Genomic DNA, 24,341 nt, shown 5'->3' on the forward strand with positions numbered 1-24,341 from the left:
CGCATCACTGGTTCACCGCGCGTGCCGGCACCCGCAGCACCAGCGCCGCGCCCAGCAGCATGGCCCCGGCCAGCACGTACAGCGCCAGCTCGGTGCTATGGGTGGCGTCCTTGATCCAGCCCACCAGGTACGGGCTGACGAAGCCGGCAACCTGGCCGGTGGAGTTGATCAGCGCCAGCCCGCCGGCCGCCGCGGCGGCGGTGAGAAAGCCGTTGGTCAGCGGCCAGAACAGCGGCAAGCCGCTGACCGCGCCCATCGTGGCCAGGGTCATGCCGAACAGGGCCAGCGCCAGGTTGTCGGTGACGCTGGCGGCGATGCACAGCCCCGCCGCGCCCATCAGCAACGGGATCACCAGGTGCCAGCGGCGCTCGCCGCGGCGGTCGGCCGAGCGGCCCATCAGCACCATGAACACCACCGCGGCCAGGTACGGGATGGCGCTCATCAGGCCGATCCGGGTCGGGTCGGTGACACCGCTGCCCTGGATGATCGACGGCAGCCAGAAGTTGATCGCATACACCCCGCTCTGGATGCAGAAGTACACCGTGCCCAGCAGCCATACCGCCGGGTTGCGCAGCACCGCGCCCAGCGAGGTGGAGGCGCCGGCCGGCTTGCCTGCTTCGTCGGCGGCCAGCGCGCGGGTCAGTGCCTGCTTCTCCTGCGGGTCCAGCCAGCTTGCCTGCTGCACGCCATCGCTGAGCAGGAACCACACCCCGATGCCCAGCAGCACCGTGGGCAGGCCCTGCAGCAGGAACATCCATTGCCAGCCGGCCAGACCGCCCTGCCCGGCCGAGAAATGGCTGAGGATCCAGCCCGACAACGGCCCGCCCAGCACCCCGGAGATCGGAATGGCCGACATGAAGACGGTCATGACCCGGCCGTGCTGGGCGCGCGGGAACCAGCGCGTCAGGTACAGCACTATGCCGGGGAAGAAGCCGGCCTCGGCCGCGCCGGTGAGCAGGCGCAGGGTGTAGAAGCCGGCCGGCGTGCGCACGAACATCAGGCAGGTCGACAGCAGGCCCCAGCTGACCATCATGATCGCCACCCAGCGGCGCGCCCCGATGCGCTGCAGGATCAGGTTGCTTGGCACCCCGCAGGCCAGGTAGCCGATGAAGAAGATGCCCGCGCCCAATCCATACACGGTCTCGCTCATGCCCAGGTCGCCCAGCATCTGCAGCTTGGCGAAGCCGACATTGACCCGGTCCAGGTAGTTGAACAGGTAGCAGACGAACAGGAACGGGATCAGCCGCCACAGGATCCTGCGGTAGGTCGGGCCCAGGCCGTCGGAGGGCGGCAGAGGCCGGGGGGCTTGGGTCATCGCACGCTCCAGCAGTGGGTAAGCCCACCGGTGCGCGGTGCGTTGGCACCGACGCCACACAGGGGTCGGCGCATTCTAGTTGGTGCTTTTTCCCGGAAGCATCGTCAGCCTGCTGCCAGTCCATGGCAGATCGGCGCTAGTTTTTGTGCAAATGCCCAGCTTCCCCAGGAGGCACGCGAGGCACATGCCGGACTCGGAGCGCACGCACGACAGACCGCCTCGCCTTTGCGAATCCCGACTCCCGACTGCCCAATCCCAGCACTACTTCCCCACTCCCGATTCCCCATTCCCCGCCGCATACGCCTGCGCCTGCCCCATCACCCGCAGCAGGTTGCCGCCCCAGATGCCGGCGATCTGCGGCTCGGTGTAGCCCTTGCGCAGCAGCCAGGCGGTGATGCGCGGCAGGTCGGAGACGTCTTCCAGGCCGACTACGCCACCGCCGCCGTCCCAGTCCATGCCAATGCCCACGTGTTCGGGTCCGACCACCTTGAGCACATGCTCCAGATGGGCGAAGAAATCCTCCTCGGTGGCGCGCTTGATCGGGTAGCGCGCATCCAGGTCCTTGAGCGCGGCGCTCAGGGCGGTGCCGTCGGCGATCTTGATGTGCTCCCAGCCGCCGTATTGCTCGGTCAGCGCCTTCTCGGCGGCCTTGCGCTCGGGGCTGGCGCCGCTGTCGACCAGGTAGCCGCCATAGGAATTCACCTGAATCACCCCGCCGTGTGCGGCCAGCACCTTCAGCCGCGCGTCGTCGATATTGCGCGGATGGTCGAACACCGCACGCGCGCCGCTGTGCGAGAGCACGATCGGCACCGGCGACAGCGCGATCAACTGGTCGAACACCGCATCGGAGGCATGCGATTGATCGATCACGATGCCCAATGCCTGCGCCTGCTGCACCAGCTGCTTGCCGGCCGGACTCAGGCCCTTCCATTCCGGCCCCTTGGGATCGGTGGCCGAGTCGGCGAACTCGTTGTTGAGAAAATGCACGGTGCTCATCAGGCGCAGGCCTTGCGCGTAATAGAACCGCAGCAGCGTGGGGTCGGCCACCAACGGGCTGGCATTTTCCATGCTGATGTACACCACGCGCTTGCCAGCGGCCTTGATGCGCGCGGCATCGGCCGGCGTGGTGGCGAAGGCGAAGCGCTGCGGTTGCGCGGCCAGCAGCGTGTGGATCTTCAACAACCGCTGCAGGCCGGCATCGCGATCGTCCAAGTGCGCGGCCGCACTACGATCGCCCTGCCCGGTGTAGACCGCCCAGAAGCCGCCATCCAGTGCGCCTTCGACCATGCGCGGGTAATCCACCTGCGACAGCCGGTTGCCGGCGTGCGCCTGCAGGACGTCGAAGTCGGGGCGCTCCAGATTGGCCGGCGTGTCCAGATGCGAATCCAGCGTGACCAGCCGCTGTTGCAGCGCGGTGGCGCGCGCCAGTTCGGCCTTGGAAAACTCCAGCGCGTGGCTGGGTGCGGCCACGGCCAGACTCAGCACGATGGCGGTGCACAGGCGATGCAGGGTCATGGCAGCTCGCAGAAGTTGGGGGTGTATCGATCATAGCCGCGCTGGCCTCAGCCGCTGCACGATCAGGAGGTTCGCCTGCCTGGTCCGGGGCGTCGTCGCCGACCACGCCCCGGCGCTCACTTGCGTTCGAAGAACTCGTGATAGGCCTTGGATTTGCCTTCCGGCGACTTGCCCACCCCATTGCGGATCAGCGTCTTGCCATCTGCAGAGAACGTCCAGAACTCGCCGACGATCACGTCGTCGTCCTTCATCTTGAGGATCTGGTAGGTGTCGGCGCCGGTCTTGCTCACCGCGATCCGGTTGAAGCGCGACTGCTCGTTGAGCGGGCTGGGTTTGCCATCCAGCGTGGTGACGTAATCGACCTTGTACGGCGTGTCCGGGCGGGTGGTGTTGATGGAGTGGTATTCGATGCGGTTGTCGGAGAACTGCACGTTGATGGTCAGCCGCATGCCCTTGGGAAATTTGCCGTCGCTCCAGTTGGATTTGGATTCCACCAGGGTCCAGGCGCCGTCGTGCGGATCGGCCGCCGATGCGGCGAACGTGGCAGTCAACGCCGAGACGGCGAACAGGGCGGCGGTCAGAAAGGTGCGCATGGGCGGTGTCCTTGGATGCTGGGATAGTGGGCGGTGCTGTCGGGTAGCTGCTTGGCGTCGGGCGATCGTCGGAAGCTGGGCATCAGAAGTCGGTGCGCGATTCCAGGTGCTGTTCGACCTGCTCGCGGGTGGTCCACAAGGTGCGGAACTCGCCCTTGGACAGCAGTGGCAGCTGGTCGCTGATGTGCGCCGAACCAGGCTGGCTGGCATTGCCGTAGCTCATCAGGCCCTTGGCCTTGAGCGGCGTGGAAAACTCCACCAGCGAGACCCAGGTTTCGCCGTGCTGCGGCAGGCGTTGGCCATCGGCATTGGGCGGGTTCCAGGTGATCACGTCGAACGCGCCGAGATTGCCGAAACCGCCGCGGCCCGGCACATCGACAGCGCCCAGGTGGAAGCGCGACACCTCGCCGTATGGCCGGTCGATGGCACCGTAGGTCTTCTTGGTGCTGGCGACGGCCTGCTTGAGTTGGCGCAGCGCCAGCGCAGGGTCCTTCAGGCCGCTGGGCGTGGTCAGCGGCGCGTCCAGCGACCACGGCGTGGCATAACCGGCCTGCGAGAGGTAGCGCGCATCGCCGGTGAACAGGCGCGCCCATTCCTCGAACAACAACGCGCCGCGGCTGTCGGCTTCGAAGTGGCGGTCCCAGGCCTTGAGCACGTTGACCGCAGCGACAATGTCCGGATCGGTGCTGTCTGCGGCTGCGGCGTACAGCTGCGGCAACGTGCGATCGGCCGCCAGCGCCTGTGCGGTGCGCTTGAGCGCCACCAGCTGGTCGAAGTCGATGCTGTCGTGCTCGGCCAGCATCTTTACCGAGTTCTGCGCACGCAACGACATCGGCCCCGTTGGGGCGACATAGGCCGGAAATGCGCTTGGGTCCAGCACCCGCGGCCAGCTCGCCAGCCACGGCGGGTCGTTGGTGTTCTGCACGAAACCGCCAGCCGGATTGATCACCTTGGGCAGCTCATCGTAGCTGTGCACATCGCGCCACAGGGTGGCTGCGGTATCGCCCGGCACCAGGCCGCTCCAGTACTTCAAATCGCCTTGCGCATGCCTGGGCAGGATGCCGTTGTCCAGGAACAGCACGTTGCCGGCGTTGTCGGCATAGACGATGTTGAACATCGGCACCTGCAGCTGCTTGAGCGCGCGCTGGAACTGCGCAAAGTCCTGCGCCTTGCCCATGTCCCAGTACTGCTTGAGCATGTCGGGGCGATCCAGGCCAGCCACACGCAGCGCCACGGTGCTGCCGTCGTAGCGTTCGAACACCGGGCCGTGCACCGACTGCCGCACTTCCAGCGTCTGGGTTTTCAGCGCGCCATCGGCCTGACGGATCTTCAGCGTTCTGGTCTCACGCTTGAACGGCAGCACCTTGCCGTCCAGCAGATACCCATCGCCCGACAAGCTGAGTTTGTAGGTAGTCTGGCCCAGCAGCGTGTTCACCGTATTGGTGAAACCCAGCTGCTTGTTGAAACCGAAACGCAGGATCGGCAGGCCGACCTGGGTGGCGCCGTACAGATCCACACCCGGCCCGTTGAGATGCGCTTCGTAGTAGGTGAAAAAGCCGCTGCCCCAGGGCAGGTGCGGGTTGGCCAGCAGCATGGCGTGGCCGTCGCGGGTCTTGCTCGGCATCAGCGCCCAGGCGTTGGACCCATCGCGGGCCTGGCCGTCCTTGGGCGGCTCGCCCAGCACCTTGGCCGGCGAGGCGATGTAGACGTAATTCATCAGCCGGTGCGCGTGCGCCACCACGTCCACGCCGGTGATCGGCAGCACCACCTTGACGTTGGCGTCCAGGGCCTCCGGGTGTGCGGCCGCGTAGTCGTTGATGCCTTGGGCGAATGCGTCCAGGTCGGCACGAAAGCCCGGGGCCTGCTGCCGGTACCACTGCTGCGCGCGTGGGTAGACAGCGTTGCTGACCAGCCAGCGATCCTGTTCGGCGTACTTCTCGCCCCAGTATTCGGCGGCGCGGCCGCGCGCTTCGCCATACAGATGCAGCAGCAGATTGCCATGGCTATGGGTCTGCGCCCAACCGAAGCCGTAGAAAGTGCCGGCTTCGGTCCTGGCATAGACATGCGGCACGCCGTAGCGGTCCCACAGGATCTCGCCGGTGTCCTTGCCGGCGCCGGCAAGCGCCGCCGTCGGAGCGCAGAGCAATGCGATCAACAGCCCTGCGCAGATGGAAGCGCTGCGCGCATGCGCCCGCATCGAAGAAAGTCGCGGCACTGGCTCACTCCTCAAAAGGTGTAGGTCAACTTGGTGTAGTAGGACCCGCCGGTGAAGCCGTACGGCACGCTGGTCACATAGAAACCGCTGCCGGTGCTGGCGACCGCGCCGATGTTCTTCGGGTACTGGTTGAACAGGTTGTTGGCGCCGAGCGTCCAGGTGATGCGCCCGGACAGTGCGTAGGACGCTTCCAGATCGGTGATCCATTTGGCCGGCACGTGCTCATCGTTGGCCGGGTTGTTTTCCAGCACGTCGAAGCTGCCGAAGCGGTTGACGCGCACGTTGAGCGCGAAGTCGCCGATCACCCAATTGCCGCCCAGCAGCAGCTTGCTGCGCGGGGTGCGCGACAGGTAGCCGCGCGAGGCACGGTCGAACAGTTCGTAGCCGGCGCCCAGCGAGTCCAGTGCGCCCGGGTTGTCGGCGATGCGGGTGATGTCGGTGGTGTTGTAGTTGTAGCCCAGGTTCCAGTTGACCCGGCCCCAGTCGCCGGCCTCCATGCGCCAGGTCGCCACCACGTCCACGCCTTCAGTGCGGGTGTCGATGGCGTTGGTGAAGTACTGCGCGCTGTCGACACCGGACACGCCGGCGCGGGTGAGCAGGTCGGTGATCGCCGCTCCGGTGATGTAGCCGGTCATGCCGATGCGGTCGTCCAGATCGATGCGGTAGGCATCCACGGTGAGGCTGAGCGCGCGCGTGGGGTTGTAGGTGAAGCCGATGCTGGCATTGGTGGATTCCTCCGGCTTCAGCGGTTCGGCCCCCAGTGCCAGCGCGGCGGGGGAATCCACCGGCAGCGTCTTGGCCAGGAACAGCTCGCGGTCGCCGTTGTCCAGCGTGCGCCAGCTGCTGTTGGTGGCCGCGTACAGGGCCTGCGCCAGGGCCGGCGCGCGGAAGCCGGTGCTGGCCGCGCCACGCAGCGCGAAGGTCGGGGTGATGGCCCAGCGCGCGGTGAACTTGCCCACCGCGGTGTCGCCGGCCGAATCGTCGAAGCGCTCGTAGCGTCCGGCCAGGCCCAGCGACACGCTGTCGGCCACATCCCAGGTCAGGTCGACATAGGCCGCGCCGCTGTTGCGATTCAGGCTGCCGGCTTCGTCGGGCTGGAAGGTGATCGCGCCCTGCGCGCCGGGCGGCGGCGCCTGCCCGGCGCGCGGATGCCCGGCCGGGAACACGTAGCTGCCGGCTGCGTAGCCCGCCTGCTCGCCGGCCTGGATCTCGTATTTTTCGTAGCGATGCTGCACACCCAACGACACCTGCAGCGGGCGCTCGGCCAGTTGCAGGCCGCGGGTGATGTCCAGGCTGGTGGTCCAGTCGGTGGAGGTCAGCTGGCCGAGATAGAATTCTGTGGGGCTGGTCGGCCCCAGGCTGGCGTTGAGCGTGTGCAGGCCGTCGCGTTCGGAGGCGTTGCTGCCGTAGCTGGTGGCCAGATCCCAATCCCACTGGCCCCACAGGCCCTTGATGCCGGCGGTGAACTCGTAGTCGGTCTCGTCGATGCGCAGGCGCGGGCTGTACCCGTCCGGATAGATCTCCTGCAGGGTGTTGTTGGCGTTGGGATTGCGGAACGACCATTCCAGGTCGCTCAGGCGGCGGCTGTAGGTGGCGTAGGAATACCCACGCAGCTCGCCGCCCAGGCCCAGTTCGGCGTTGTAGGACAGGTTGGCGCCCTTCTGCCAGGGCTGGCCGAAGTTGCGCGTGATCAGGCGGTTGGCGGTGGCCTCGCGCGGGTCCGGCTGGCCGTTGACCGGGTAGTACAGCCGGTAATCGTCGGCCACCGGTACTGCGCGATTGGAGCTCTGCTGGTACCTGGCGTCGGCGGCCAGATAGACGAAGCCGTCGCTGCCCAGCGCCAGCCCCTTGCCGATGCTGGCGCTGCTGCTGTCGCCATCGGCGCGGTCGATGTTCTGGCCCCACAGCAGGTCGGCCTTGCCGCCCTCGGCATCGGACTTGAGCAGGATGTTGATGACGCCGGCGATTGCGTCCGAGCCGTACTGCGCGGCGGCGCCGTCGCGCAGCACCTCGATGTGATCCACCGCCGAGACCGGGATCAGGCTCATGTCCACCGGCACCGAACCGCGCCCGACGATGCCGGCGATGTTGATGCTGGCGGTGCGGTGGCGGCGCTTGCCGTTGACCAGCACCAGGGTGTGATCCGGATTGAGCCCGCGCAGCCCGCCGGTGGCGATCACATACGAGGTGCCGTTGCCGGATTTGGCCGGTGCATTGAACGAGGGCACCAGATCGTTGAGTGCCGCCAGCAGGCCCGGGCGACCGGTCTTTTCCAGTTCCGCCGCGCCGATCACATCGATCGGGGTGGGGCTTTCGGTGACGGTGCGCTGCACGCCGCGTGCGCCGGTGACCACCACCGCATCCAGGTTGCCGACTGCGGCATCGGCTGGCGGTGCAGCGGCTGGTGGCGTCGGTGCGGATGCGTCCACCTGTGCGTAGCCCACGGCGGGATATCCGTGCAACGCGGCCGTCATCGGCTGCGCCGAGGCCAGCGTGATGCGTTCGCCATCGTCTTGGACCACGCTTAATCCGGTGCCGGCCAGCAACTGCCGCAATGCCACGCGCGATTCCAGCGTGCCCTGCACCGCCGGCGTGCGTACCTGCTGCAGGTATTCGCCGGGTGCCACGATCTGCACGCCGGCCTGCCGCGCAAATTCCGGCAACGCCACCACCGCATTGCTCTCGGGGAGCGAGAACGTGCGCCCCTGCGGCGAGGCTGCCAAGGCCGCTCCCGCTGCCATCGTCGCCACGGCCGTGCCGATGGCCTTGCTCAAACGCCTGCTTGCTGCCTGCATCACTACTCTCCGCTGGCGCGCGTGCGCCGCTGTCCGGTCGTCGTCACCGTTGCTGTGTGGCCCCCTGTCTGTTGGATGCGTGGCCGCCGCTTTTCCGCCATCGACATCGCGGGTGGTGACGTGCAGCGGTGCACCTCACTGCGCGAGTGCGCCGCGCAGGTGGATGCCGCCACGGGTGTGTTCGATCTGCAGGCCCATGCTCAGCGCAACGGAGCGTGCGAAGCCTTCCGGATCGTTGGCCGAATACAGGCCGACCACGGTGCGCCGCGCCACCGCGGGGTCGTCGATCAGGATGCGCATGTCGTTGTAGCGGGCGAATTCGGCCGCGGCCTGCGCCAAGGTGTCGCCGTCGAAGGCGATCATTCCCTCGCGCCAGACCAGCAACTGCTGCACGCGCCGTGCTGGCAGCGGCTGCACCTGCACCGCCTGCGTCGGGCTGACCATGGCCAGCATGTTGGCGGCCACCCGCTGCGGTGTGCGCCGGTCGGCCTCCACGTCGACGGTGCCTTCGCGCACGACGACCTTGACCGCATCGTCCTGCCGCCGACGCACGCTGAAACTGGTGCCGACCGCGCGCACTTCCGCGCCGGCCGCCATCACCACGAACGGGCGATGACGGTCCTTGGTCACATCGAACAAGGCCTCGCCACGCAGCAACTGGATCTGGCGACGGTCGGCGCTGAACTCCACCACCACTTCCGAGCCGGAATTCAGCGTCACCGCCGAGCCGTCTGCCAACGGCAGGCGCAACACCTCGCCGATGCGGGTGAGGTGATGGCCGCTGCCGGGCGCGCCGGTGTCGGGGACGGCGGGCTGCAATGCCAGCATGCCGGTAGCCGCAGCGACCACGCAGGCGGCAAGTGCGGCCAGCCACCTGCCGCGTCGATGCGTGCGCCGCGAACACGTCGCTTCCGCGGCAAAGTCCTGCCCCAGCGCGCGCGCACGATCGAAATGCAGATGCACCGCGTGCGCCCGTGCATAGGCGCCGCGATGGCGCACGTCTTCGGCCAACCAGCGGTCGCGCTGCACGCGCTCGGCCGGCGTGAGCGGATCGCGGTCCTCGCGTCCCACCCAGGCGGCGGCAATGTCGTCGATGCTGCGCATGCTCAGCTGCCGCGCTGCGGATCGGCCAGGCGCGTGGCCGGCGCGGCGTGGCCCGCGGCCGGTGCCGATGCGGGCGTGCGGCCCATGCGTGCCATCAGCAGACGCAATCCCTTCACGATGTGTTTTTCCACGGTGTTCTCGCTGATTCCGAGCCGCGCGGCGATCTCGCGCTGCGACAGGCCGTCGACCTTGCGCAGCAGAAACACCTGGCGGCATTTGTCCGGCAGTGCCGCCAGCGCTTCGCCGATGCGGCGCAGCTCCTGACCGGCAATGGCGTGGCGCTCGGGTGAGCGCTCGTCCTGTGTGATGTCCAGGCGCTCGATTTCCGCCACGCTCTCGATCGACACGATCCTGGCGCGGCGCACCTGCTGCAGCAGCACCGACTGCGCAGCGGTGAACAGATAGGCGCGCGGATTGGCGATATGACCCACCTCGCCCAGCCCGGCCAGGATGGCGTAGGTCTCCTGGATGACGTCGTCGCAATCGACGTTGCCGGGGGCGTGCTTGCGCAGCCAGCGCCGCAGCGCCGGCTCGTGCGGCAGGACCTGCGTCGCCAGCCAGGCGGCGCGCTGGGAATCGATGGCCGGCATCTAGGACGCGGCCGCTGACGTGCCCGCACGTCGAAGTGAGGAAGTCATTGCGTTCTCCGGGGGTTCGAGCGAAGGGCCTGCTCTTGAAGTCACGATGCGCCAGCGGCGCAACTCCGCCATGCCCTCCGACGGGTGGCCCGCTGCGATGGCACTACCCGCGCAGCGCGCGCCGGACATCGACGATGTCCGGTCGGATGCGGCCAACGAAATGACCGCTGGCAATGACCTGACTGCCTTGGGTTATGCAGGCGCGCCGCGCACACGGGCGCGCCGCCACGCCAATGGCAACGCGAATGGCAACTCCACGGCGGTGGGCGCCGCCGTGCAGGGCACTGCAGTATCTGGCGGTCCGACCGTGTGGCATCCGGCCACGACGAGCGGCGCCGATGCGCTAGCGAGTACGGTGTTTATGGGGGCCGGGCGTGCTGTGGCGATGTCGATCCGGAGACCGTGACAAAGTCCGCTTCGGGGGCCGATCTGCGCCAGGCGGTGCCGGACATCACCGCAGGGCCGGCGGGTTGGTGATCGGTTGCCGCTGCAACCAGCCGCAGGTCATCGGCGGATGGGCCCGATACGCGCAGGCCGAAGATGGCCTGGCCGGTGGTCCTTCGAGCGGCTGGCAGAAGCGATCGGGCGTGCGCAGTTGGCAGCACGCAACACGCAACACGCAGACGATTTGATCTGGCCTGCACGCAATCCATCGCACGCGCCTGATCAGCGCGCAGCGGTGTTGCGCGTCGTGTTCAGTCGCCCAGTTCGGCCAGGCGCGCGCGCACGCTCTCCACGTCGACGTGCTCGCGCAGGTGCAGCCACTGCCGCGCCCACACCGAGCGCAACACGATCCAGGCACCGAACACGCCCAGACAGGTCGAGCCCAGCGCCAACGTCAACGGATGCAACGGCGAGCCGCTGCCGGTCTGGAACAGATACATGAAGGCCCCGGAAAACAGCAGCCACACGCCGAACACCGGCCAGTTGCTGGCCAGCAGGCTGGCATGGGGCCGCTCGATCTCGCGCAGCAACCGGGTCAGCGCCTTGCGTTCCTCATCGTCCGGTGTCATCGACTGGCCGCTCCACGGATTGATCGCCGCGCTAGATCACGCGGCAGAAAACAGCCTTCAGGTAGCGCGATTCCTGCACGTGCGCCATGAACGGATGGTCCGGACCGGCACCGGCCACCTTCAGGATCTGGATGGTGCGCCCGGAGAAATACGAGGCGCGCCGCAGCATGTCCAGAAACTCCTGCTCGGCCACCAGCCCGGTGCACGAGAAGGTGGCGAACAGGCCGCCGGGCTTGACCACGCCCAGCGCCAGCTTGTTCATGTCCAGGTACTTCTTCAGCGCCGGGATCACCTGCTCGCGGTCGCGGGTCATCTTGGCCGGGTCCAGGATCACCACATCGAACTGCTCGCCGCGGTTGGACGCATCGCGCAGCCACGGGAAGATGTCGGCCTGCACGAACTTGGGCCGCACGTTGTTGAGCTTGGCGTTGCCCTTGGCGATGGCGATCACGTCCTCGTCGATGTCCACGCCCAGCACCTCGGACGCACCGCGCGCGGCCGCATACACCGCAAAGCCGCCGGTGTTGCAGCACAGGTCCAGCACGCTCTTGCCCTCGACTTGGTCGCTCAGCCACTGGCGGTTCTCGCGCTGGTCGGCGAAGAAGCCGGTCTTGTGCGCACCGGCCGGGTCGGCGCGGAACCTGATGCCGTACTCGGTGATCACCGATGCTTCGGTGGTGGTATTGCCGTGGAAATCGAAGCTTTCCTGCTTCTGCACGTGTTCGTCGGCAAAGCTGTGGAAGCGGCAGCCCGGGAACTGCGCGCGCAGCGCCTCGTAGATCCACTCGCGGTGGCGGAACATGCCGGCGGCGAAGAACTCCACCACCACCAGGTCGCCATAGCGGTCCACCACCAGGCCGGACAGGCCGTCGCCTTCGCTGTGCACCACACGCCAGGCATCGGACACCGCGTCGAGCTTGAGCCAGTCGCGGCGCAGGCTCACTGCCGCGGCGATCTTGCGCGAGAACCAGCCCGCATCCACCGGCACCGCCTGGTCGGTTTCCAGGATGCGCACGGCGATGCGCGAGTGGCCGTTATAGAAGCCGCGGCCGACCCACTCCCCGTCCACGCCGACCACATCGACGATGGTGCCGGGTTTGGGCTTGGCGGCGGGCTTTTCCACCAGCTTCTGGAAGATCCACGGGTGGCTGGAGCGCCAGGCATTCTTGAGTCGGACGACGGGGACTGGAGTATTCATCCGCCCATTGTATCCGGCTGGATTGACGTGCCTGCCCTCCGGCACGCAGAATCGGGCGCAGAAGGGGAGTAGCTCCCAGCGTTGTCGCCGTCATGACGAGTCCTGCCAGCCAGGCTCCGGTGCAACGGCAACCGGCCCGGCCGGTTGTGAGCGAGACCTTCGCCGCGCAGGCGAAGGTCCGTCACCCGGAATCCACGATTTCCGTGTCACAAGGCCTCAGCCCACCGGCTGTCCAGGTCGTTTCACTATCGGGATTCTTTTATGCAAACCATTGGCAATGTCTGGTTATGGGGCGGCTTCGCGATCGTGGTGATCGTGGCGCTATTGGTCGATCTGGTGCTGATGCGCCACGGCGGTGCCCACAAGGTCACCTTCAAGGAAGCCACCTGGTGGAGCATCGGCTGGGTGCTGCTGGCGCTGGCCTTCAACGCCGGCCTGTGGTGGTACCTGCAGGGCAGCATGGGCGACGCGGCAGCCGACCGCATCGGGCTGGAGTTCCTGACCGGCTACCTGGTCGAGAAATCGCTGGCGGTCGACAACATCTTCGTGTTCCTGATGGTGATGACCTACTTCGGCGTGCCCGAAGAACAGCGCCAGCGCGTGCTGATCATCGGCGTGCTGGGCGCGATCGTGCTGCGCGCGATCATGATCTTTGCCGGCTCGGTGCTGCTGACCAAGTTCCACTGGCTGCTGTATGTGTTCGGCGCGTTCCTGCTGCTGACCGGCATCAAGATGTGGTTCTCCGCCGGCAAGGAGCCGGATCTGGAAGCCAACCCGGTGCTGCGCTGGATGCGCGGGCATCTGCGCCTGAGCCCGCAATACCACGGCCATGCGCTGAGCGTGATCAAGGACGGCAAGCGCTGGTTCACCCCGTTGTTCGTGGTGCTGATCCTGATTGCGGTGATCGACGTGATCTTTGCGGTGGACAGCATCCCGGCGATCTTCGCGATCACCACCGACCCGTTCATCGTGCTGACCTCCAACGTGTTCGCGGTGCTGGGCCTGCGCGCGATGTTCTTCCTGCTGGCCGGCATGGCCGACCGCTTCCACCTGCTGCCGTATGGGCTGGCAGTGATCCTGGTGTTTATCGGCACCAAGATGATGATCATCGATCTGTACAAGATCCCGGTGCTGGTCTCGCTGGCAGTGGTGATCGTGATCCTGGTCTTCACCATCGTGCTGAGCCTGCTGCGGCCGCCCAAGCCGGCCAGGCACTGAGGGGCTGGGATTCGGGATTCGGGATTCGGGAATCGGGGACGGTAGCGCCGCGTGTGTTGCTGGCATCCGAGCGCACCGACCATCTCGACAGGTCCCTGCGCTCACCGTCGCGGGCCCTTGAGCGGCATGGATGCCGCGCCAGAGCCTGGCTACCCGAGATCCTGGTCGTCACCATCTGCTGAGTTTGGTGCGGCCACCCAAGCCGGCCCCCGCATTGACAGGCTGGGAGTCCGGAGTCTGCAATTGGGATTCGGGAACGGCCGCGCTGCATGCACTGCTCACAACCAAGCGCACCGACCAACTCGACGGGCCCTTGCCTGCTCACCGTCGCGGGACCTTACGCGGCATGGATGCCGCGTAAGAGCCTCCATGGACGGATTCACGGCGTGTCCCGCGATGGTGGGCGGGCAAGGGCCCTGCAGCCAAGCCGCAGATCGTCAGCTCTACGACCGCGGCATCCACACCGTTCAATCCCCTCTCAAGGCCGCCCGGATTCAGGCTCCCACTCGCTGGGGGCGTTCCGGGCCGAACTGGCGAGGGCGTGATGCCGCGCATGTTCGTGTCGCGCCCCGGTCACCTGCATGGTGCCGTGCGGCCGCTGCGCCAACGATCGGCGGCCAAACTGGATTATCCCGTCGTCGGGCCTGCTTATCCCGAGGCGGATAGCTTGTAAAAAATCCGCGCGACGCCATCCGTGAAGGTATGACACCGCCTCCTGTTGCCGCCGCCGACGCCACCGCGCAAGACCGCCTGGATCGTTCCCGGGTGTTGCGTGCCTTCAACTTCAGCCTGGCCGCCGTGCTGCTGCTGGTGGCGGTGTTCACCGCCCAGGGCATGTTCGACTGGCGCGCCTGGGCGGTGGCACCGCTGCAGGCAGACGGCCTGCTCGGCATCCTCACCGCACCGCTGCTGCATGGCTCGCTCGCGCATCTGGGCGCCAATGCCGCCGCGCTACTGATCCTGGGCACGCTGGCCGGCAGCGTGTATCCGCGTGCCACCGCCCTGGCGCTGCCGTTGTTGTGGCTGGGCTCGGGCCTGGGCGCGTGGTTGCTGGGCGAGCCCGGCAGCCGGCATCTTGGCGCCAGCGGCGTCACCCACGGGCTGATGTTCCTGGTGTTCGTGCTGGGCCTGCTGCGCCGCGACCGCCCGGCGATTGCCACCAGCATGATCGCCTTCCTGTTCTATGGCGGCATGTTGTTGACCATCCTGCCGCACGAAGCCGGCGTGTCCTGGCAATCGCATCTGGGCGGCGCGGTGGCCGGCCTGATTGCCGCGTTGCTGCTGCGCCTGCGCGACCCGCAACAGGCCAGGCCGCGCTACAGCTGGGAGGACGAAGACGAGGACGCTGCGTGGGAAGTAAGCAATGGCGAGCACGACGTGCTGGAACCGCCACCGCCGCGCCAGGTACCGGTGCTGTGGCAGCGCCAGGAAGACGGCTCGCACAACGTGGTGCTGCACTTCCCACCGCGCGAGCGCCCACCGGGCAGCTAGTGCCTGCATGGAGCAACGACCCAAACGGCCCCTGTTTCCCGTAGGAGCGTGCCTGCGCGCGACAGGGCATTACCGGGACCGCCCCATCGCGCGCAGGCACGCTCCTACAAAGGCGCTGCCTAGCGCGATGCTTGCCCCTGCAATGCGCGCCGTGCCAGGCCCGGGTCGTCGGCGAAGAAGGCATCGATGCCGGCGTCCAGATAGATCTTGAGCTCGGCCAGTGCACCGGCGTCGTTACGCTCGTTCACCGCGCCGCTGCTGCGGTTTTCGGCAGCCAAGAAGTAGTTCTCCGGGCGGAATGTATACGGCTGCACCTGCAATCCTGCCGCATGCGCGTCGTGCACCAGGCTGGTCGGCGTGCCCAGGCGTTGCTGCGCATCCAGCGGAATGATGCTGCGGATGTCCGGGCCGATCGCATCGGCGTAGCTGGCAACCTGCGTCAACCCCTCGGGCGTGATCATCTGCCCGTAGGTCCGCGGCGCGCTGCCCACGCCCGCATCGGGCAACGCCATCTGCGCGCCGGCCAGCAACTGCAGCAGGCGAATGTTGCTGCTGCGCCCGATATTGCCGCGCAAATAACGCAGGTTGCCGGTCTCGAACGACTGGATCACCACCGGTGCGGTCTGCGTGTAGGCATGCGCACGCAGGCTCGCCAGCACCTTGTCTTCCATCGCCAGATGCAGCCGGCTGAAATAGCTCGGGTGCTTGATCTCCGGAATCAGCCCGATGCTGCGCCCGGTCGCCGCCGATTCGGCTGCGACAAAATCGATGATCTCGTCGAAGGTGACGATCTGAAACTGCCCATCCCAGCGCGTGCCGCGCAACTGCGGCAGACGCTCGCGCGCGCGCAGCGTCTTCAATTCGGCCAGGGTGAAATCCTCGGTGAACCAGCCTTCCATCGCCTGACCATCGATGGTCTTGCGGGTCTTGCGCGCAGCGAACTCCGGGTGACTGGCCACGTCGGTCGTACCGCCGATCTCGTTCTCATGGCGCGCCACCAGCACGCCATCCCTGGTGGACACCAGGTCCGGCTCGACAAAATCGGCGCCATCGACAATCGCTTTGGCATACGCGGCCAAGGTGTGTTCCGGGCGCAGTGCGCTGGCGCCACGGTGCGCAGAGATCAGCACCGTCTTCGCCAACGGCGCCTCTGCCAACGCGGGCCCGCTCATACCGACCATCATTGCCCCCAACAGCCAGATACGGTGGAACTGCATCATGCCTTTCTCCAATGAAAGAGCAGCCATCACCACCACCGCGTCATCGCCAGGCGAGCTCGGTCGATGATCGGGGCGGGATGCACGACCGTACATCCCGCTTCCTCCGCATCGTCGCACCCGCCCGACAATCACTCGCCAGGTGTTGCCAGCCACTCTAAAACCATCCACGTCGATCGCCACCGGAAATCAGTCAGCAGCCACAAGACCCGCTATTACCAATCCCCAATCCCCAATCCCGACTCTCCAATCCCGTCCTCAGAACTTCGCATCCAAGGTCAAAAACACCTGCCGCGGCGCGCTGGCATGGAACGCCAGCTGGCGGCCAGTCGGATCGCTGTTGGCGAACGCGGTGAGGTTGGACGCGTACCGCTTGTCGGTGAGGTTGGTGACGTTGAGCGAGAGCTTGAGCCCCTGCAGCACGCCGGCCTGGCCGAAGTCGTAGCCGGCGCCTGCGTCGAACGAGGTGTAGCCGCCAAAGCCCTGATCGTTGGTGTAGGTGTAGTAGCGCTGGCCGGTGTACTTGCCGCGCAGATTGATGTTCCAGTTGGCGTAGTTGAACGCGATTTCGCTGGCGAACATGCGCTTTGGCGTATCCACCGTGGTCTTGCCGGCGGTCGGAATGGTCACCCCGTTCTGCACATAGTTGTCGTCGTAGGTCGAACGGTTGATCGAGGCCGAGTTGTACCACTGCAGGTAGCTGGTCGGCTTCCAGATCACGGTCAGTTCGCCGCCGCGGCTGCTCACCGAGCCCACGTTGAAGAAGCGTGTGGTGCAGGCCGGCGTGGTGCCCTGCTGGATGCTGGCGCAGGGATTGAGCGAGAGCAGGCGGTTGTCGAAGGTGACGTCGTAGCCGACCAGCGAGGCTTCGAAGCGGTCACGCACGAAGCGATAACCGGCCTCCACGGTGCGCGACTTTTCCGGCTCCAGCGCGCCGATGCTGGCATCGAACGAGGCCTGCGTCACCAGCAACGGACCACCGGCGCCGCCGCCCTGGAACGCGGCGATGTTTTCCGCGTACGAGGCAAACACCTCCTGCCCGTCGGCGATGCGATAACCCAGGCCGACCTGCGGCAGCACCGACTCGCTGGCCTTGATCGAGCCGGTCGCCACCGGTGCTTCCACCGCCAGCCCCGGCGTCTCGCGCGCGGTCATTTCGGTGCTGGGGCTCTTGATGCCCAGATCCACGCTCAGGCGCTCGTCGAGGAACTTGAAGTTGCCCTGCACGTAGAACTGCCGCGTGGTGATGATGTAGTTCTGCGAGAACAGCCGGCGATCCGGATCCTGCAGGAACTTGTCGTCGCTGACCGGCCCGTCGATCCAGTAGAAATTTCGCTCCACATCGTGGTGATTGCGCTCGTACCACAGCCCGGCTTCGAGGTGATGCGCGCCCAGGTTCCAGCCGAGCGACGCGATGCCGCCGGTGCGGTTGATCCAGTAGTTGGTGCTGCGGATCGAGATCGGCAGCGCCTGCGGCGTCCCCGGATTGGATGCCTGGCCCGGCGACCACCAGTGGCCCTGCCCCTTGTTTTCGTGGTGATAGACCTGGGTATGCAGGCTGATCGCATCGTTGGGCTGGAAGTCGCCGGCCACGTAGAACAGATCGTCGTCGCGCAAGGCGCGGCTCTGGTAGTAGGCATCGTCGACATTGTCCACGCCGCCGCTGAAACCGCAGCGCGCCGCATTGCGCGTGGCCGGTGCGCAGTACGCCGCGGCCAACGCCCGGTTCCAGTCCGGTGCGTACAGGTTCCAGTCCCAGCCCAGGCCACGCGCCATGCCGCTCTTGGACAGATACGCATAGTCCGCCTGCGAGGTGCGCGAGGTATCGGCAAATGCGGTCAGCTTGCCGCCATCGAACTGGTACACGCCCTTGGCATTGAACTGCCGCGTGGTGGTCGGCGAGTCCGGGCGCGTCCACATGTCGGCTTCGGCATTGATGCCGGACAGATAGGCCGAAAAGCCGTTGTAGTCGCCGGTATCCACACGCAGGAAGGTACGGCGGTTGGCGTCCGAGCCCACCGTCTGCGACAGCTGCCCGCCGAACACGCTGGACGGATCGGCCGAGTAGTACTGGATGGTGCCGCCCAGGTTGCTGGTGGATGCAGTGCCCAGCGCGCCGATGCCCGAGGCCAGCTCCACGCCGCCGAAGTTTTCCGCAATCAGGGCGCGGCTGATGTTGAGGCCGTTGTAGTTGCCGTAGGCGTTGTCGCCCAGCGGCAGGCCGTCCAGCGTATAGCCCAGGCGCGTGCCGTTGAAGCCGCGCAGGCTGATCGTCTGCGACTCCTCGTTGGCACCGAAGGCATCGTTGGATTGCACGTTCACGCCCGGCATGCGGTTGAGCAGCTTCTGGATGCTGGTACCCGGCGGCAACACCGGGATGTCCTGCTGGGTGATGCGCTGCACCTGACGCGTTTCGCCCTGGCCGATCACCGAGACCGCATCGAGTTGCTGCACGGTCGTGCCGGTGTCGGCAGTCACGTCGGGGTCGGCAGCATGGGCGGCCGGCGACAGCACGAGCGCGGTGAGGACAGCGGCACTTAAGAGATGGATCTTGGGCATGGGCGGCAGGGAACGAGTCAAAAGATGACGGCAAGCGTGCGACAGCTGTCTTGCGTCGATGCGACGGCCAGGTGACAGTGCCGCGACAGTCGCAGCGCATCCCGCGCAAGCGCTGCGCCGCGCTTGCATGCAGATGTCATCTGCGCGTCGTAATCTGCGACCTGATCCATCTGTGTTGTCCGAGGGTTGGTCCATGTCCCATCGCATTGCCCGTGCTTGTTCCCGGACGCTGACCGGCGCCGCCATCGCCGTGTTGGCCTGGGGATGCGGTATCGCCAGCGCGCGGGATAACGTCGCCGCGACAGGCTCGGTGATCGCCACCGATGCACATGGCTACCTGGAAAAGACACACGTGCCCGACAGCCTGCGCCTGGTACCGCCGCCGCCGCAGGACGGCAGCGCCGCGCTCGCCAACGATCAGGCCATCGCCACGTCCATGCTCGCCCTGCGCGGCACACCGCGCTGGGACCTGGCCACACGGGACGCCGCGCTGGGGTTTCCCGCAGCCGCCACCCACTTCAGCTGCGCGCTCGGCATCCAGATCGACCAGGCCCACACCCCGCACCTGCTGCGCCTGCTGGAGCGCAGCATGCGCGATGCCAGTACCAGCACCAGCGCAGCGAAGGCGCGCTACCAACGCCCGCGCCCGTTCATGCGCAACGACCAACCGATGTGCACGCCCGACGACGACGCGGCACTGCGCAAGAACGGCTCCTATCCCTCCGGCCACACTGCCATCGGCTGGAGCTGGGGCCTGATCCTGGCCGAGCTGGCCCCCGCACAACGCGATGCCCTGCTCGCCCGCGGCCGCGCCTTCGGCGACAGCCGCCTGGTCTGCAACGTGCACTGGCAGAGCGATGTCCTGCAGGGCCGCATCATGGGCGCCGCCACCGTCGCCGCGTTGCACGACAATGCCGAGTTCCAGAAGGATCTCACCGCCGCACGTCGCGAGATCGCCAAGGCACGTGCGAAGCAGCCGGTAGCGCTGGCGGAATCGCCAGCCTGCGCGGCGGAGAACGCCGCACTGCAGACCGTGCTGCCTGGGGTGATGTGATTTGTTTCTGCGGCGCGGGCGCGGGTTCTGGGTTTCGATATCACAGCAAGTGACCCTGCCACTCGCGCTTTGCGCCTGTCACCGCTACGGTCCGCAGATCAGAACACCGACAGCGAGCATCTGCATCGGCTCTTCATACGTCGCGGCAAGTAAGTGGTTTATTTGCCGATACAAAAACTCGAAAAGATCTTGCCCAGCAACTCGTCGGCGCTCAGCTTGCCGGTGATCTCGCCGAGGGCTTCCTGTGCCAGACGCAGTTCTTCGGCGGCCAGTTCGAGTTGTTCGAAACCCAGCTCCAGATCCGCCGCATCTGCGTGCTGTTCGGCACGACGCAGTGCGTCGACATGCCGCGTGCGTGCGGAGAATTCACCTTCCACGCTTTCCATTCCATCGCCCAGCGCGAGTTCGCGCAACCGGGCGTGCAACTGCTCCAGTCCCTGCCCGGTCACTGCCGATACTGCGATCGCGTCGCGATCGAGCGCTGCGGGGTCGGCCAGCAGATCGCATTTGTTGTGGATCCACAGCTGACGCGGCACCGCATCGATGGCATCGCCGATCGCATCGCGTGCGGCCTGCGGGTCGCGTGCATCCAGCACCACCAGCGCCAGATCGGCGCGCTGCAGTTCGACACGTGCGCGACGCATGCCCTCGCGCTCGATCGCATCGCCACCCTCGCGCAAGCCGGCGGTGTCGACCAGGGTCAGGTCGAAGCCATCGAGCTGGATGGCTTCCTGCAAGGTGTCGCGGGTGGTGCCGGCGACATTGGTGACGATGGCGCGCTCGCTACCGGCCAGCGCATTGAGCAAGGAACTCTTGCCGGCGTTGGGCGGGCCGATCAGCACCGCATGCAGGCCGTCGCGCAGCTTGCGCCCGCGCTCGGCATCGCGCAGCAACTGCGCAAGCAGGCTGCGAGCCTGGGTCAATCCATCGCGCACCTGCGCCCCGCCCAGCGTGTCCAGCGGCTCGTCGGCAAAGTCGATGGCTGCTTCCACGTGGATGCGCAGCCGGGTGAGGCCGTCGCTGACTGCATCGACACGTTGCGAAAACACACCGTCCAGCGATCTGCGCGCAGCACGTGCCGCGCGCAGATCGCCGGCGGCGATCAGATCGGCGATCGCCTCGGCCTGCGCCAGATCAAGTTTGCCGTTGAGAAAGGCGCGTTCGCTGAACTCGCCCGCGCGCGCCTGGCGCGCGCCCAGGGCAATGCAGCGGCTCACCAGCTGCCGCAACAGCACCGGGCTGCCATGGCCCTGCAACTCCACCACCGCTTCGCCAGTGAAGCTGTGCGGCGCCGGAAACCACAAGGCGATGCCATCGTCGATCACCTCGCCCTGCGCATCGCGAAAGCGTGCGTATCTCGCCTGCCGTGGTTGCAGAGTCGGGACGCCCAACTCGGCGGCGATCTGCGCGGCCTGCGGCCCGGACAGACGCACGATGCCGATGCCTCCGGTTCCGGCGGCGCTGGCGATGGCAACAATGGTCGATGGCGAAGAAGACATAGGCAGATGGTAAGGCGTGTAGTCAAAGACGTGGCTTGCATGCGCCTGCGCGCGCGGCGGCGGTATGGCTGCATTTCACGGATATGCCGTAAGCCTTGCGCACGATGGATCGATCTTCAAGACACCGATCCAGTGTTGCCTGCACGCTGCTTGCGATAGCCGGCCACGCCAACACGCTGGCGCAACGAGGTGCATCGCAAGCGGTGCAACAGCGATGACATCACGACAGCATCCGTGGCATAGCTAAAAAAAAAAACGACATCCGGGCGCACATACAGAAAGCCCGCCTTGCGGCGGGCTCTGTGCAACTGCTTACTTTGCGTTGGCCTGGATGATCTTGCTCGGTTTCTCGCCGTGCTGGCGGATCATCCACCACTGGATCAGCAACCCCAGCCCGCCGTTGACCACCCAGTACAGCACCAGGCCGGCCGGCATGAAGGCCATCATGACGCCGAACACCAGCGGCATGAACTGCATCATCTTGGCCTGCATCGGGTCCATGCCCGGGGTCGGGGTGAGCTTCTGCGTGGCCCACATGATGGCGATGTTGAGCAGCGGCAGGATGAAGTACGGATCGCGCGCGGTCAGGTCCTGGATCCAGCCCAGCCACGGCGCCTGACGCAGTTCCACCGATTCCACCAGCACCCAGTACAACGCGAAGAAGATCGGCATCTGGATCAGCAGCGGCAGGCAGCCGCCCATCGGGTTGATCTTTTCCTTCTTGAACAGCTCCATCGTCGCCTGCTGGTACTTGACGCGATCATCGCCGTAGCGCTCCTTCAGCTGCGCCAGGCGCGGCTGGAAGCGGCGCATCTTGGCACCGGACTTGTACTGCGCAGCAGACAGCGGATACAGCGCCAGGCGCAGCAACACCACCAGCCCGATGATGGCCCAGCCCCAGTTGTGCAGGAAGCTGTGCAGATGGCTCAGCACCCAGAACAGGCCCTGGCCGATGATGGCCATGATCGAGAAGCGGCTGTAGTCGACCACACGGTCCAGCCCCTTCACATCTTCCTTGGCGATCAGGCTGACCAGTTTCGGGCCGACCCACAGGCGTGCCTCGGTGGTGGCGGTCTGACCCGGCGCGACAGTGAAGGCCGGGCCACGCAGTTCGGCCACGTCACGCGGGCCGTCCTGGTTCAGCACATACAGCGAGGCCTGGTCCTTCTGCGGAATCCACGCGGTGAAGAAATGGTGCTGCAGCAGCGCCACCCAGCCGCCGGTGATCTGGCGATTGAGGCCGCCGTCGTCCATGTAGTCCTTGAACGCGCGACGCTCGTAGCCTTCCTGCGGGCTGTACCAGGTCGCCCCGTTGAAGCTGAAGGAATCCGGGTTGGTCATGCCGCGGCTGAGGATGGTCGGCACCCGGCTCAGCTTGCGGAACACGTACCCGTTCCACGGCGCGCCACTCTTGTTGATCACCTCGTCCTTGATCGAGATCGCGTAGCGCCCGCGTTCCAGGGTGAAGGTGCGGCGGATCGACACGCCGTTGGGGCCATTCCACACGAACGGCACCACCAGGGTGTTCTGGCCCTTGGCCAGTGCGAATGCGGTGCCCGGCTGTTCGGCGCGGAAGCCGCCCACGCCAGGAACCGGCGAATGCTCGCTGGCCCAGCCGCTGGTGGCGTTGTAGGGGTGCGCGGCATCTTCGGTCAGCAGGCTGACCGGCGCGGTGCCGTCCTTGGTCTGCGGAAACTGCAGCAATTCGGCATCGAGCACGCTGCGGCCGTCCAGTTTCAGGCGCAGCACGTCCGAGGTCAGGGTGATCACCGGCGCAGCGCCGGCAGCGGCCGGCGTCGCGGCGGTGGTACTGGTCGCCGGCACGGCACCCGGCGCGCCCGCCTGCGGGATGGCCTGTGCCGCCGGCACATTGGCCGCGGTCGCAGCTGCGTCCAGGTCACGCGCGGCCGGCACCGACTGGGTCGCCGCGGCCACCGGCGCATTGGCGGCCGCCTTGTCCTTGCCCCACTCCATCCACAGCAGCGCCGCGACCATCAGCCAGGCAAAAATCAGGAAAACACGGGTCTGGTTCATCGGGCAGCAACTCGCTCAGTCGGAACTGGGTTCCGGCTCTGTCGGGGAAAGGGAGGATGGGTGCATCGTCCTGGCGGGCGGCATTGTGCCGGGCGCGGCAGGCAGGGGCAATGCGCCGGCACGGCGCAGCAGACGCACGAAGGCATCGCGAATCTGTGGATTGGTCGCTTTTGCGGCCGCCGAACGCGCCACAATCACGTAGTCGCCGCCGGCAAGCTCGGGCAGCAGATGGCGCATGGCATCGCGCAGGACGCGTTTGATCCGGTTGCGACCCACCGCACGCGTATCGACCTTGCGCGACACCGCCATGCCCAGGCGCGGCGGCGTATCGCCGGTCCGCCAGTGCAGGCTGAGCAACGGGTCCGAGGTACGACGTGCCGTATCGAAAACGACCGTATATTGCGCACGCGTACGAACCCGCGCAGAGCGAGGAAATCGCCTGCACGGGTTCGATGCGTTCACGTTAGGGACTGCCTCGGCCGCAGGGAGCGGCGCGGCAATCAAGCGCTCAGGCGCTTGCGGCCCTTGGCGCGGCGGCGAGCCAGGATCTTGCGGCCGTCGGCGGTTGCCATACGTGCGCGGAAACCATGGTCGCGTGCTCGCTTGAGGTTGCTGGGTTGGAAAGTACGCTTGGTGGCCATGGGGCCCTCTGCATGAATGGAGACGAATAGAACCGGCAATTCTATAGGGCCACCTGCGTCCGGGTCAACTCCCCGCACACTTTACCGGAGGTGACGGCGGTGGCGCCCTGTGGATGGACCTGTGAATAAGTCTGGGAAAACCCTGCCCTCGGTGCTAGTCTGGCCCATCCTCTTTTCACTACCGGGCTGCGAGCACGGCGCTTTTCTGCGCGCCGCAGCCAGCAACAGATGATCATACTTTG

The 24,341-nt window shown here is 66.6% G+C and carries 18 protein-coding genes; 3 read left to right on the forward strand and 15 right to left on the reverse strand.

Going from position 1 to position 24,341, the window contains the following annotated elements:
• Positions 1-4: 4 nt before the first annotated feature.
• The 9 genes from CPBF1521_RS21320 to CPBF1521_RS21365 form a co-directional block, all read right to left on the reverse strand.
• A complete protein-coding gene (locus CPBF1521_RS21320) occupies positions 5-1,315 on the reverse strand; it encodes an MFS transporter (RefSeq protein WP_181901327.1) in 1,311 nt (436 codons plus the stop codon).
• Positions 1,316-1,576: 261 nt separating this feature from the next.
• The gene (locus CPBF1521_RS21325) at positions 1,577-2,830 is read right to left on the reverse strand and encodes a dipeptidase (protein WP_115678205.1); all 1,254 of its coding nucleotides are present in this window, start codon (positions 2,828-2,830) and stop codon (positions 1,577-1,579) included.
• A gap of 116 nt (positions 2,831-2,946) precedes the next feature.
• Positions 2,947-3,423, reverse strand: coding sequence for a hypothetical protein (locus CPBF1521_RS21330; protein ID WP_115678206.1), 477 nt, complete (start codon positions 3,421-3,423; stop codon positions 2,947-2,949).
• 82 nt (positions 3,424-3,505) lie between these two features.
• Positions 3,506-5,638, reverse strand: a complete 2,133-nt coding sequence (locus CPBF1521_RS21335) for an acylase (RefSeq protein ID WP_235858496.1) — start codon at positions 5,636-5,638, stop codon at positions 3,506-3,508.
• Positions 5,639-5,649: 11 nt separating this feature from the next.
• Positions 5,650-8,412 carry a TonB-dependent receptor gene (locus CPBF1521_RS21340; RefSeq protein WP_201798641.1) on the reverse strand — a complete coding sequence of 921 codons (2,763 nt, stop codon included), beginning with the start codon at positions 8,410-8,412 and terminating at the stop codon, positions 5,650-5,652.
• A 156-nt stretch (positions 8,413-8,568) separates the two neighbouring features.
• On the reverse strand, positions 8,569-9,537 hold the full coding sequence (locus tag CPBF1521_RS21345; RefSeq protein WP_115678209.1) for a FecR family protein: 969 nt from the start codon (positions 9,535-9,537) through the stop codon (positions 8,569-8,571).
• Between the two features lie 2 nt (positions 9,538-9,539).
• Positions 9,540-10,127: an RNA polymerase sigma factor gene (locus CPBF1521_RS21350; protein ID WP_104585912.1), complete on the reverse strand. Its 588-nt coding sequence runs from the start codon at positions 10,125-10,127 to the stop codon at positions 9,540-9,542.
• Positions 10,128-10,870: 743 nt separating this feature from the next.
• Entirely contained in the window at positions 10,871-11,188 is a 318-nt protein-coding gene (locus CPBF1521_RS21360) for a hypothetical protein (protein ID WP_104585914.1), read from the reverse strand.
• Positions 11,189-11,219: 31 nt separating this feature from the next.
• Positions 11,220-12,386, reverse strand: a complete 1,167-nt coding sequence (locus tag CPBF1521_RS21365) for a class I SAM-dependent rRNA methyltransferase (protein ID WP_115678210.1) — start codon at positions 12,384-12,386, stop codon at positions 11,220-11,222.
• 261 nt (positions 12,387-12,647) lie between these two features.
• Between CPBF1521_RS21365 and CPBF1521_RS21375 the strand changes: the two genes are divergently transcribed.
• Positions 12,648-13,604: a TerC family protein gene (locus CPBF1521_RS21375; RefSeq protein ID WP_016901852.1), complete on the forward strand. Its 957-nt coding sequence runs from the start codon at positions 12,648-12,650 to the stop codon at positions 13,602-13,604.
• Between the two features lie 702 nt (positions 13,605-14,306).
• Entirely contained in the window at positions 14,307-15,095 is a 789-nt protein-coding gene (locus tag CPBF1521_RS21380; RefSeq protein ID WP_104650383.1) for a rhomboid family intramembrane serine protease, read from the forward strand.
• A gap of 119 nt (positions 15,096-15,214) precedes the next feature.
• Here the strand turns inward: CPBF1521_RS21380 and CPBF1521_RS21385 are convergent, their stop codons facing one another.
• The gene (locus CPBF1521_RS21385; RefSeq protein WP_181901328.1) at positions 15,215-16,315 is read right to left on the reverse strand and encodes a glycerophosphodiester phosphodiesterase; all 1,101 of its coding nucleotides are present in this window, start codon (positions 16,313-16,315) and stop codon (positions 15,215-15,217) included.
• Positions 16,316-16,570: 255 nt separating this feature from the next.
• Positions 16,571-18,871, reverse strand: coding sequence for a TonB-dependent receptor (locus CPBF1521_RS21390; RefSeq protein ID WP_115678212.1), 2,301 nt, complete (start codon positions 18,869-18,871; stop codon positions 16,571-16,573).
• 193 nt (positions 18,872-19,064) lie between these two features.
• On the opposite strand from CPBF1521_RS21390, the gene CPBF1521_RS21395 reads away from it, so the two are divergent.
• Positions 19,065-19,925 carry an acid phosphatase gene (locus tag CPBF1521_RS21395; RefSeq protein ID WP_115678213.1) on the forward strand — a complete coding sequence of 287 codons (861 nt, stop codon included), beginning with the start codon at positions 19,065-19,067 and terminating at the stop codon, positions 19,923-19,925.
• Positions 19,926-20,083: 158 nt separating this feature from the next.
• Here the strand turns inward: CPBF1521_RS21395 and mnmE are convergent, their stop codons facing one another.
• From mnmE to rpmH, 4 genes are all read right to left on the reverse strand, one after another.
• On the reverse strand, positions 20,084-21,424 hold the full coding sequence (gene mnmE / locus CPBF1521_RS21400) for a tRNA uridine-5-carboxymethylaminomethyl(34) synthesis GTPase MnmE (protein WP_115678214.1): 1,341 nt from the start codon (positions 21,422-21,424) through the stop codon (positions 20,084-20,086).
• A gap of 312 nt (positions 21,425-21,736) precedes the next feature.
• On the reverse strand, positions 21,737-23,458 hold the full coding sequence (gene yidC, locus CPBF1521_RS21405; protein ID WP_115678215.1) for a membrane protein insertase YidC: 1,722 nt from the start codon (positions 23,456-23,458) through the stop codon (positions 21,737-21,739).
• A 15-nt stretch (positions 23,459-23,473) separates the two neighbouring features.
• Complete coding sequence (gene rnpA / locus CPBF1521_RS21410; RefSeq protein WP_104650389.1) at positions 23,474-23,920, reverse strand: ribonuclease P protein component; 447 nt, start codon at positions 23,918-23,920, stop codon at positions 23,474-23,476.
• 38 nt (positions 23,921-23,958) lie between these two features.
• Positions 23,959-24,099: a 50S ribosomal protein L34 gene (rpmH, locus tag CPBF1521_RS21415; RefSeq protein ID WP_002805908.1), complete on the reverse strand. Its 141-nt coding sequence runs from the start codon at positions 24,097-24,099 to the stop codon at positions 23,959-23,961.
• Positions 24,100-24,341: the final 242 nt, after the last annotated feature.

Origin of the sequence: Xanthomonas euroxanthea, assembly GCF_900476395.1 — a bacterium.
Lineage (GTDB): Bacteria > Pseudomonadota > Gammaproteobacteria > Xanthomonadales > Xanthomonadaceae > Xanthomonas > Xanthomonas euroxanthea.

Excerpts from the sequence above, each read along its gene's own strand:
- CPBF1521_RS21385 (WP_181901328.1), bottom strand. The coding sequence starts at position 16,315 with ATGATGCAGTTCCACCGTATCTGGCTGTTGGGGGCAATGATGGTCGGT.
- CPBF1521_RS21365 (WP_115678210.1), bottom strand. The coding sequence starts at position 12,386 with ATGAATACTCCAGTCCCCGTCGTCCGACTCAAGAATGCCTGGCGCTCC.
- CPBF1521_RS21375 (WP_016901852.1), top strand. The coding sequence starts at position 12,648 with ATGCAAACCATTGGCAATGTCTGGTTATGGGGCGGCTTCGCGATCGTG.
- yidC (WP_115678215.1), bottom strand. The coding sequence starts at position 23,458 with ATGAACCAGACCCGTGTTTTCCTGATTTTTGCCTGGCTGATGGTCGCG.
- CPBF1521_RS21350 (WP_104585912.1), bottom strand. The coding sequence starts at position 10,127 with ATGCCGGCCATCGATTCCCAGCGCGCCGCCTGGCTGGCGACGCAGGTC.
- mnmE (WP_115678214.1), bottom strand. The coding sequence starts at position 21,424 with ATGTCTTCTTCGCCATCGACCATTGTTGCCATCGCCAGCGCCGCCGGA.
- CPBF1521_RS21320 (WP_181901327.1), bottom strand. The coding sequence starts at position 1,315 with ATGACCCAAGCCCCCCGGCCTCTGCCGCCCTCCGACGGCCTGGGCCCG.
- CPBF1521_RS21360 (WP_104585914.1), bottom strand. The coding sequence starts at position 11,188 with ATGACACCGGACGATGAGGAACGCAAGGCGCTGACCCGGTTGCTGCGC.
- CPBF1521_RS21325 (WP_115678205.1), bottom strand. The coding sequence starts at position 2,830 with ATGACCCTGCATCGCCTGTGCACCGCCATCGTGCTGAGTCTGGCCGTG.
- CPBF1521_RS21395 (WP_115678213.1), top strand. The coding sequence starts at position 19,065 with ATGTCCCATCGCATTGCCCGTGCTTGTTCCCGGACGCTGACCGGCGCC.
- rpmH (WP_002805908.1), bottom strand. The coding sequence starts at position 24,099 with ATGGCCACCAAGCGTACTTTCCAACCCAGCAACCTCAAGCGAGCACGC.
- CPBF1521_RS21345 (WP_115678209.1), bottom strand. The coding sequence starts at position 9,537 with ATGCGCAGCATCGACGACATTGCCGCCGCCTGGGTGGGACGCGAGGAC.
- CPBF1521_RS21390 (WP_115678212.1), bottom strand. The coding sequence starts at position 18,871 with ATGCCCAAGATCCATCTCTTAAGTGCCGCTGTCCTCACCGCGCTCGTG.
- CPBF1521_RS21380 (WP_104650383.1), top strand. The coding sequence starts at position 14,307 with ATGACACCGCCTCCTGTTGCCGCCGCCGACGCCACCGCGCAAGACCGC.
- CPBF1521_RS21330 (WP_115678206.1), bottom strand. The coding sequence starts at position 3,423 with ATGCGCACCTTTCTGACCGCCGCCCTGTTCGCCGTCTCGGCGTTGACT.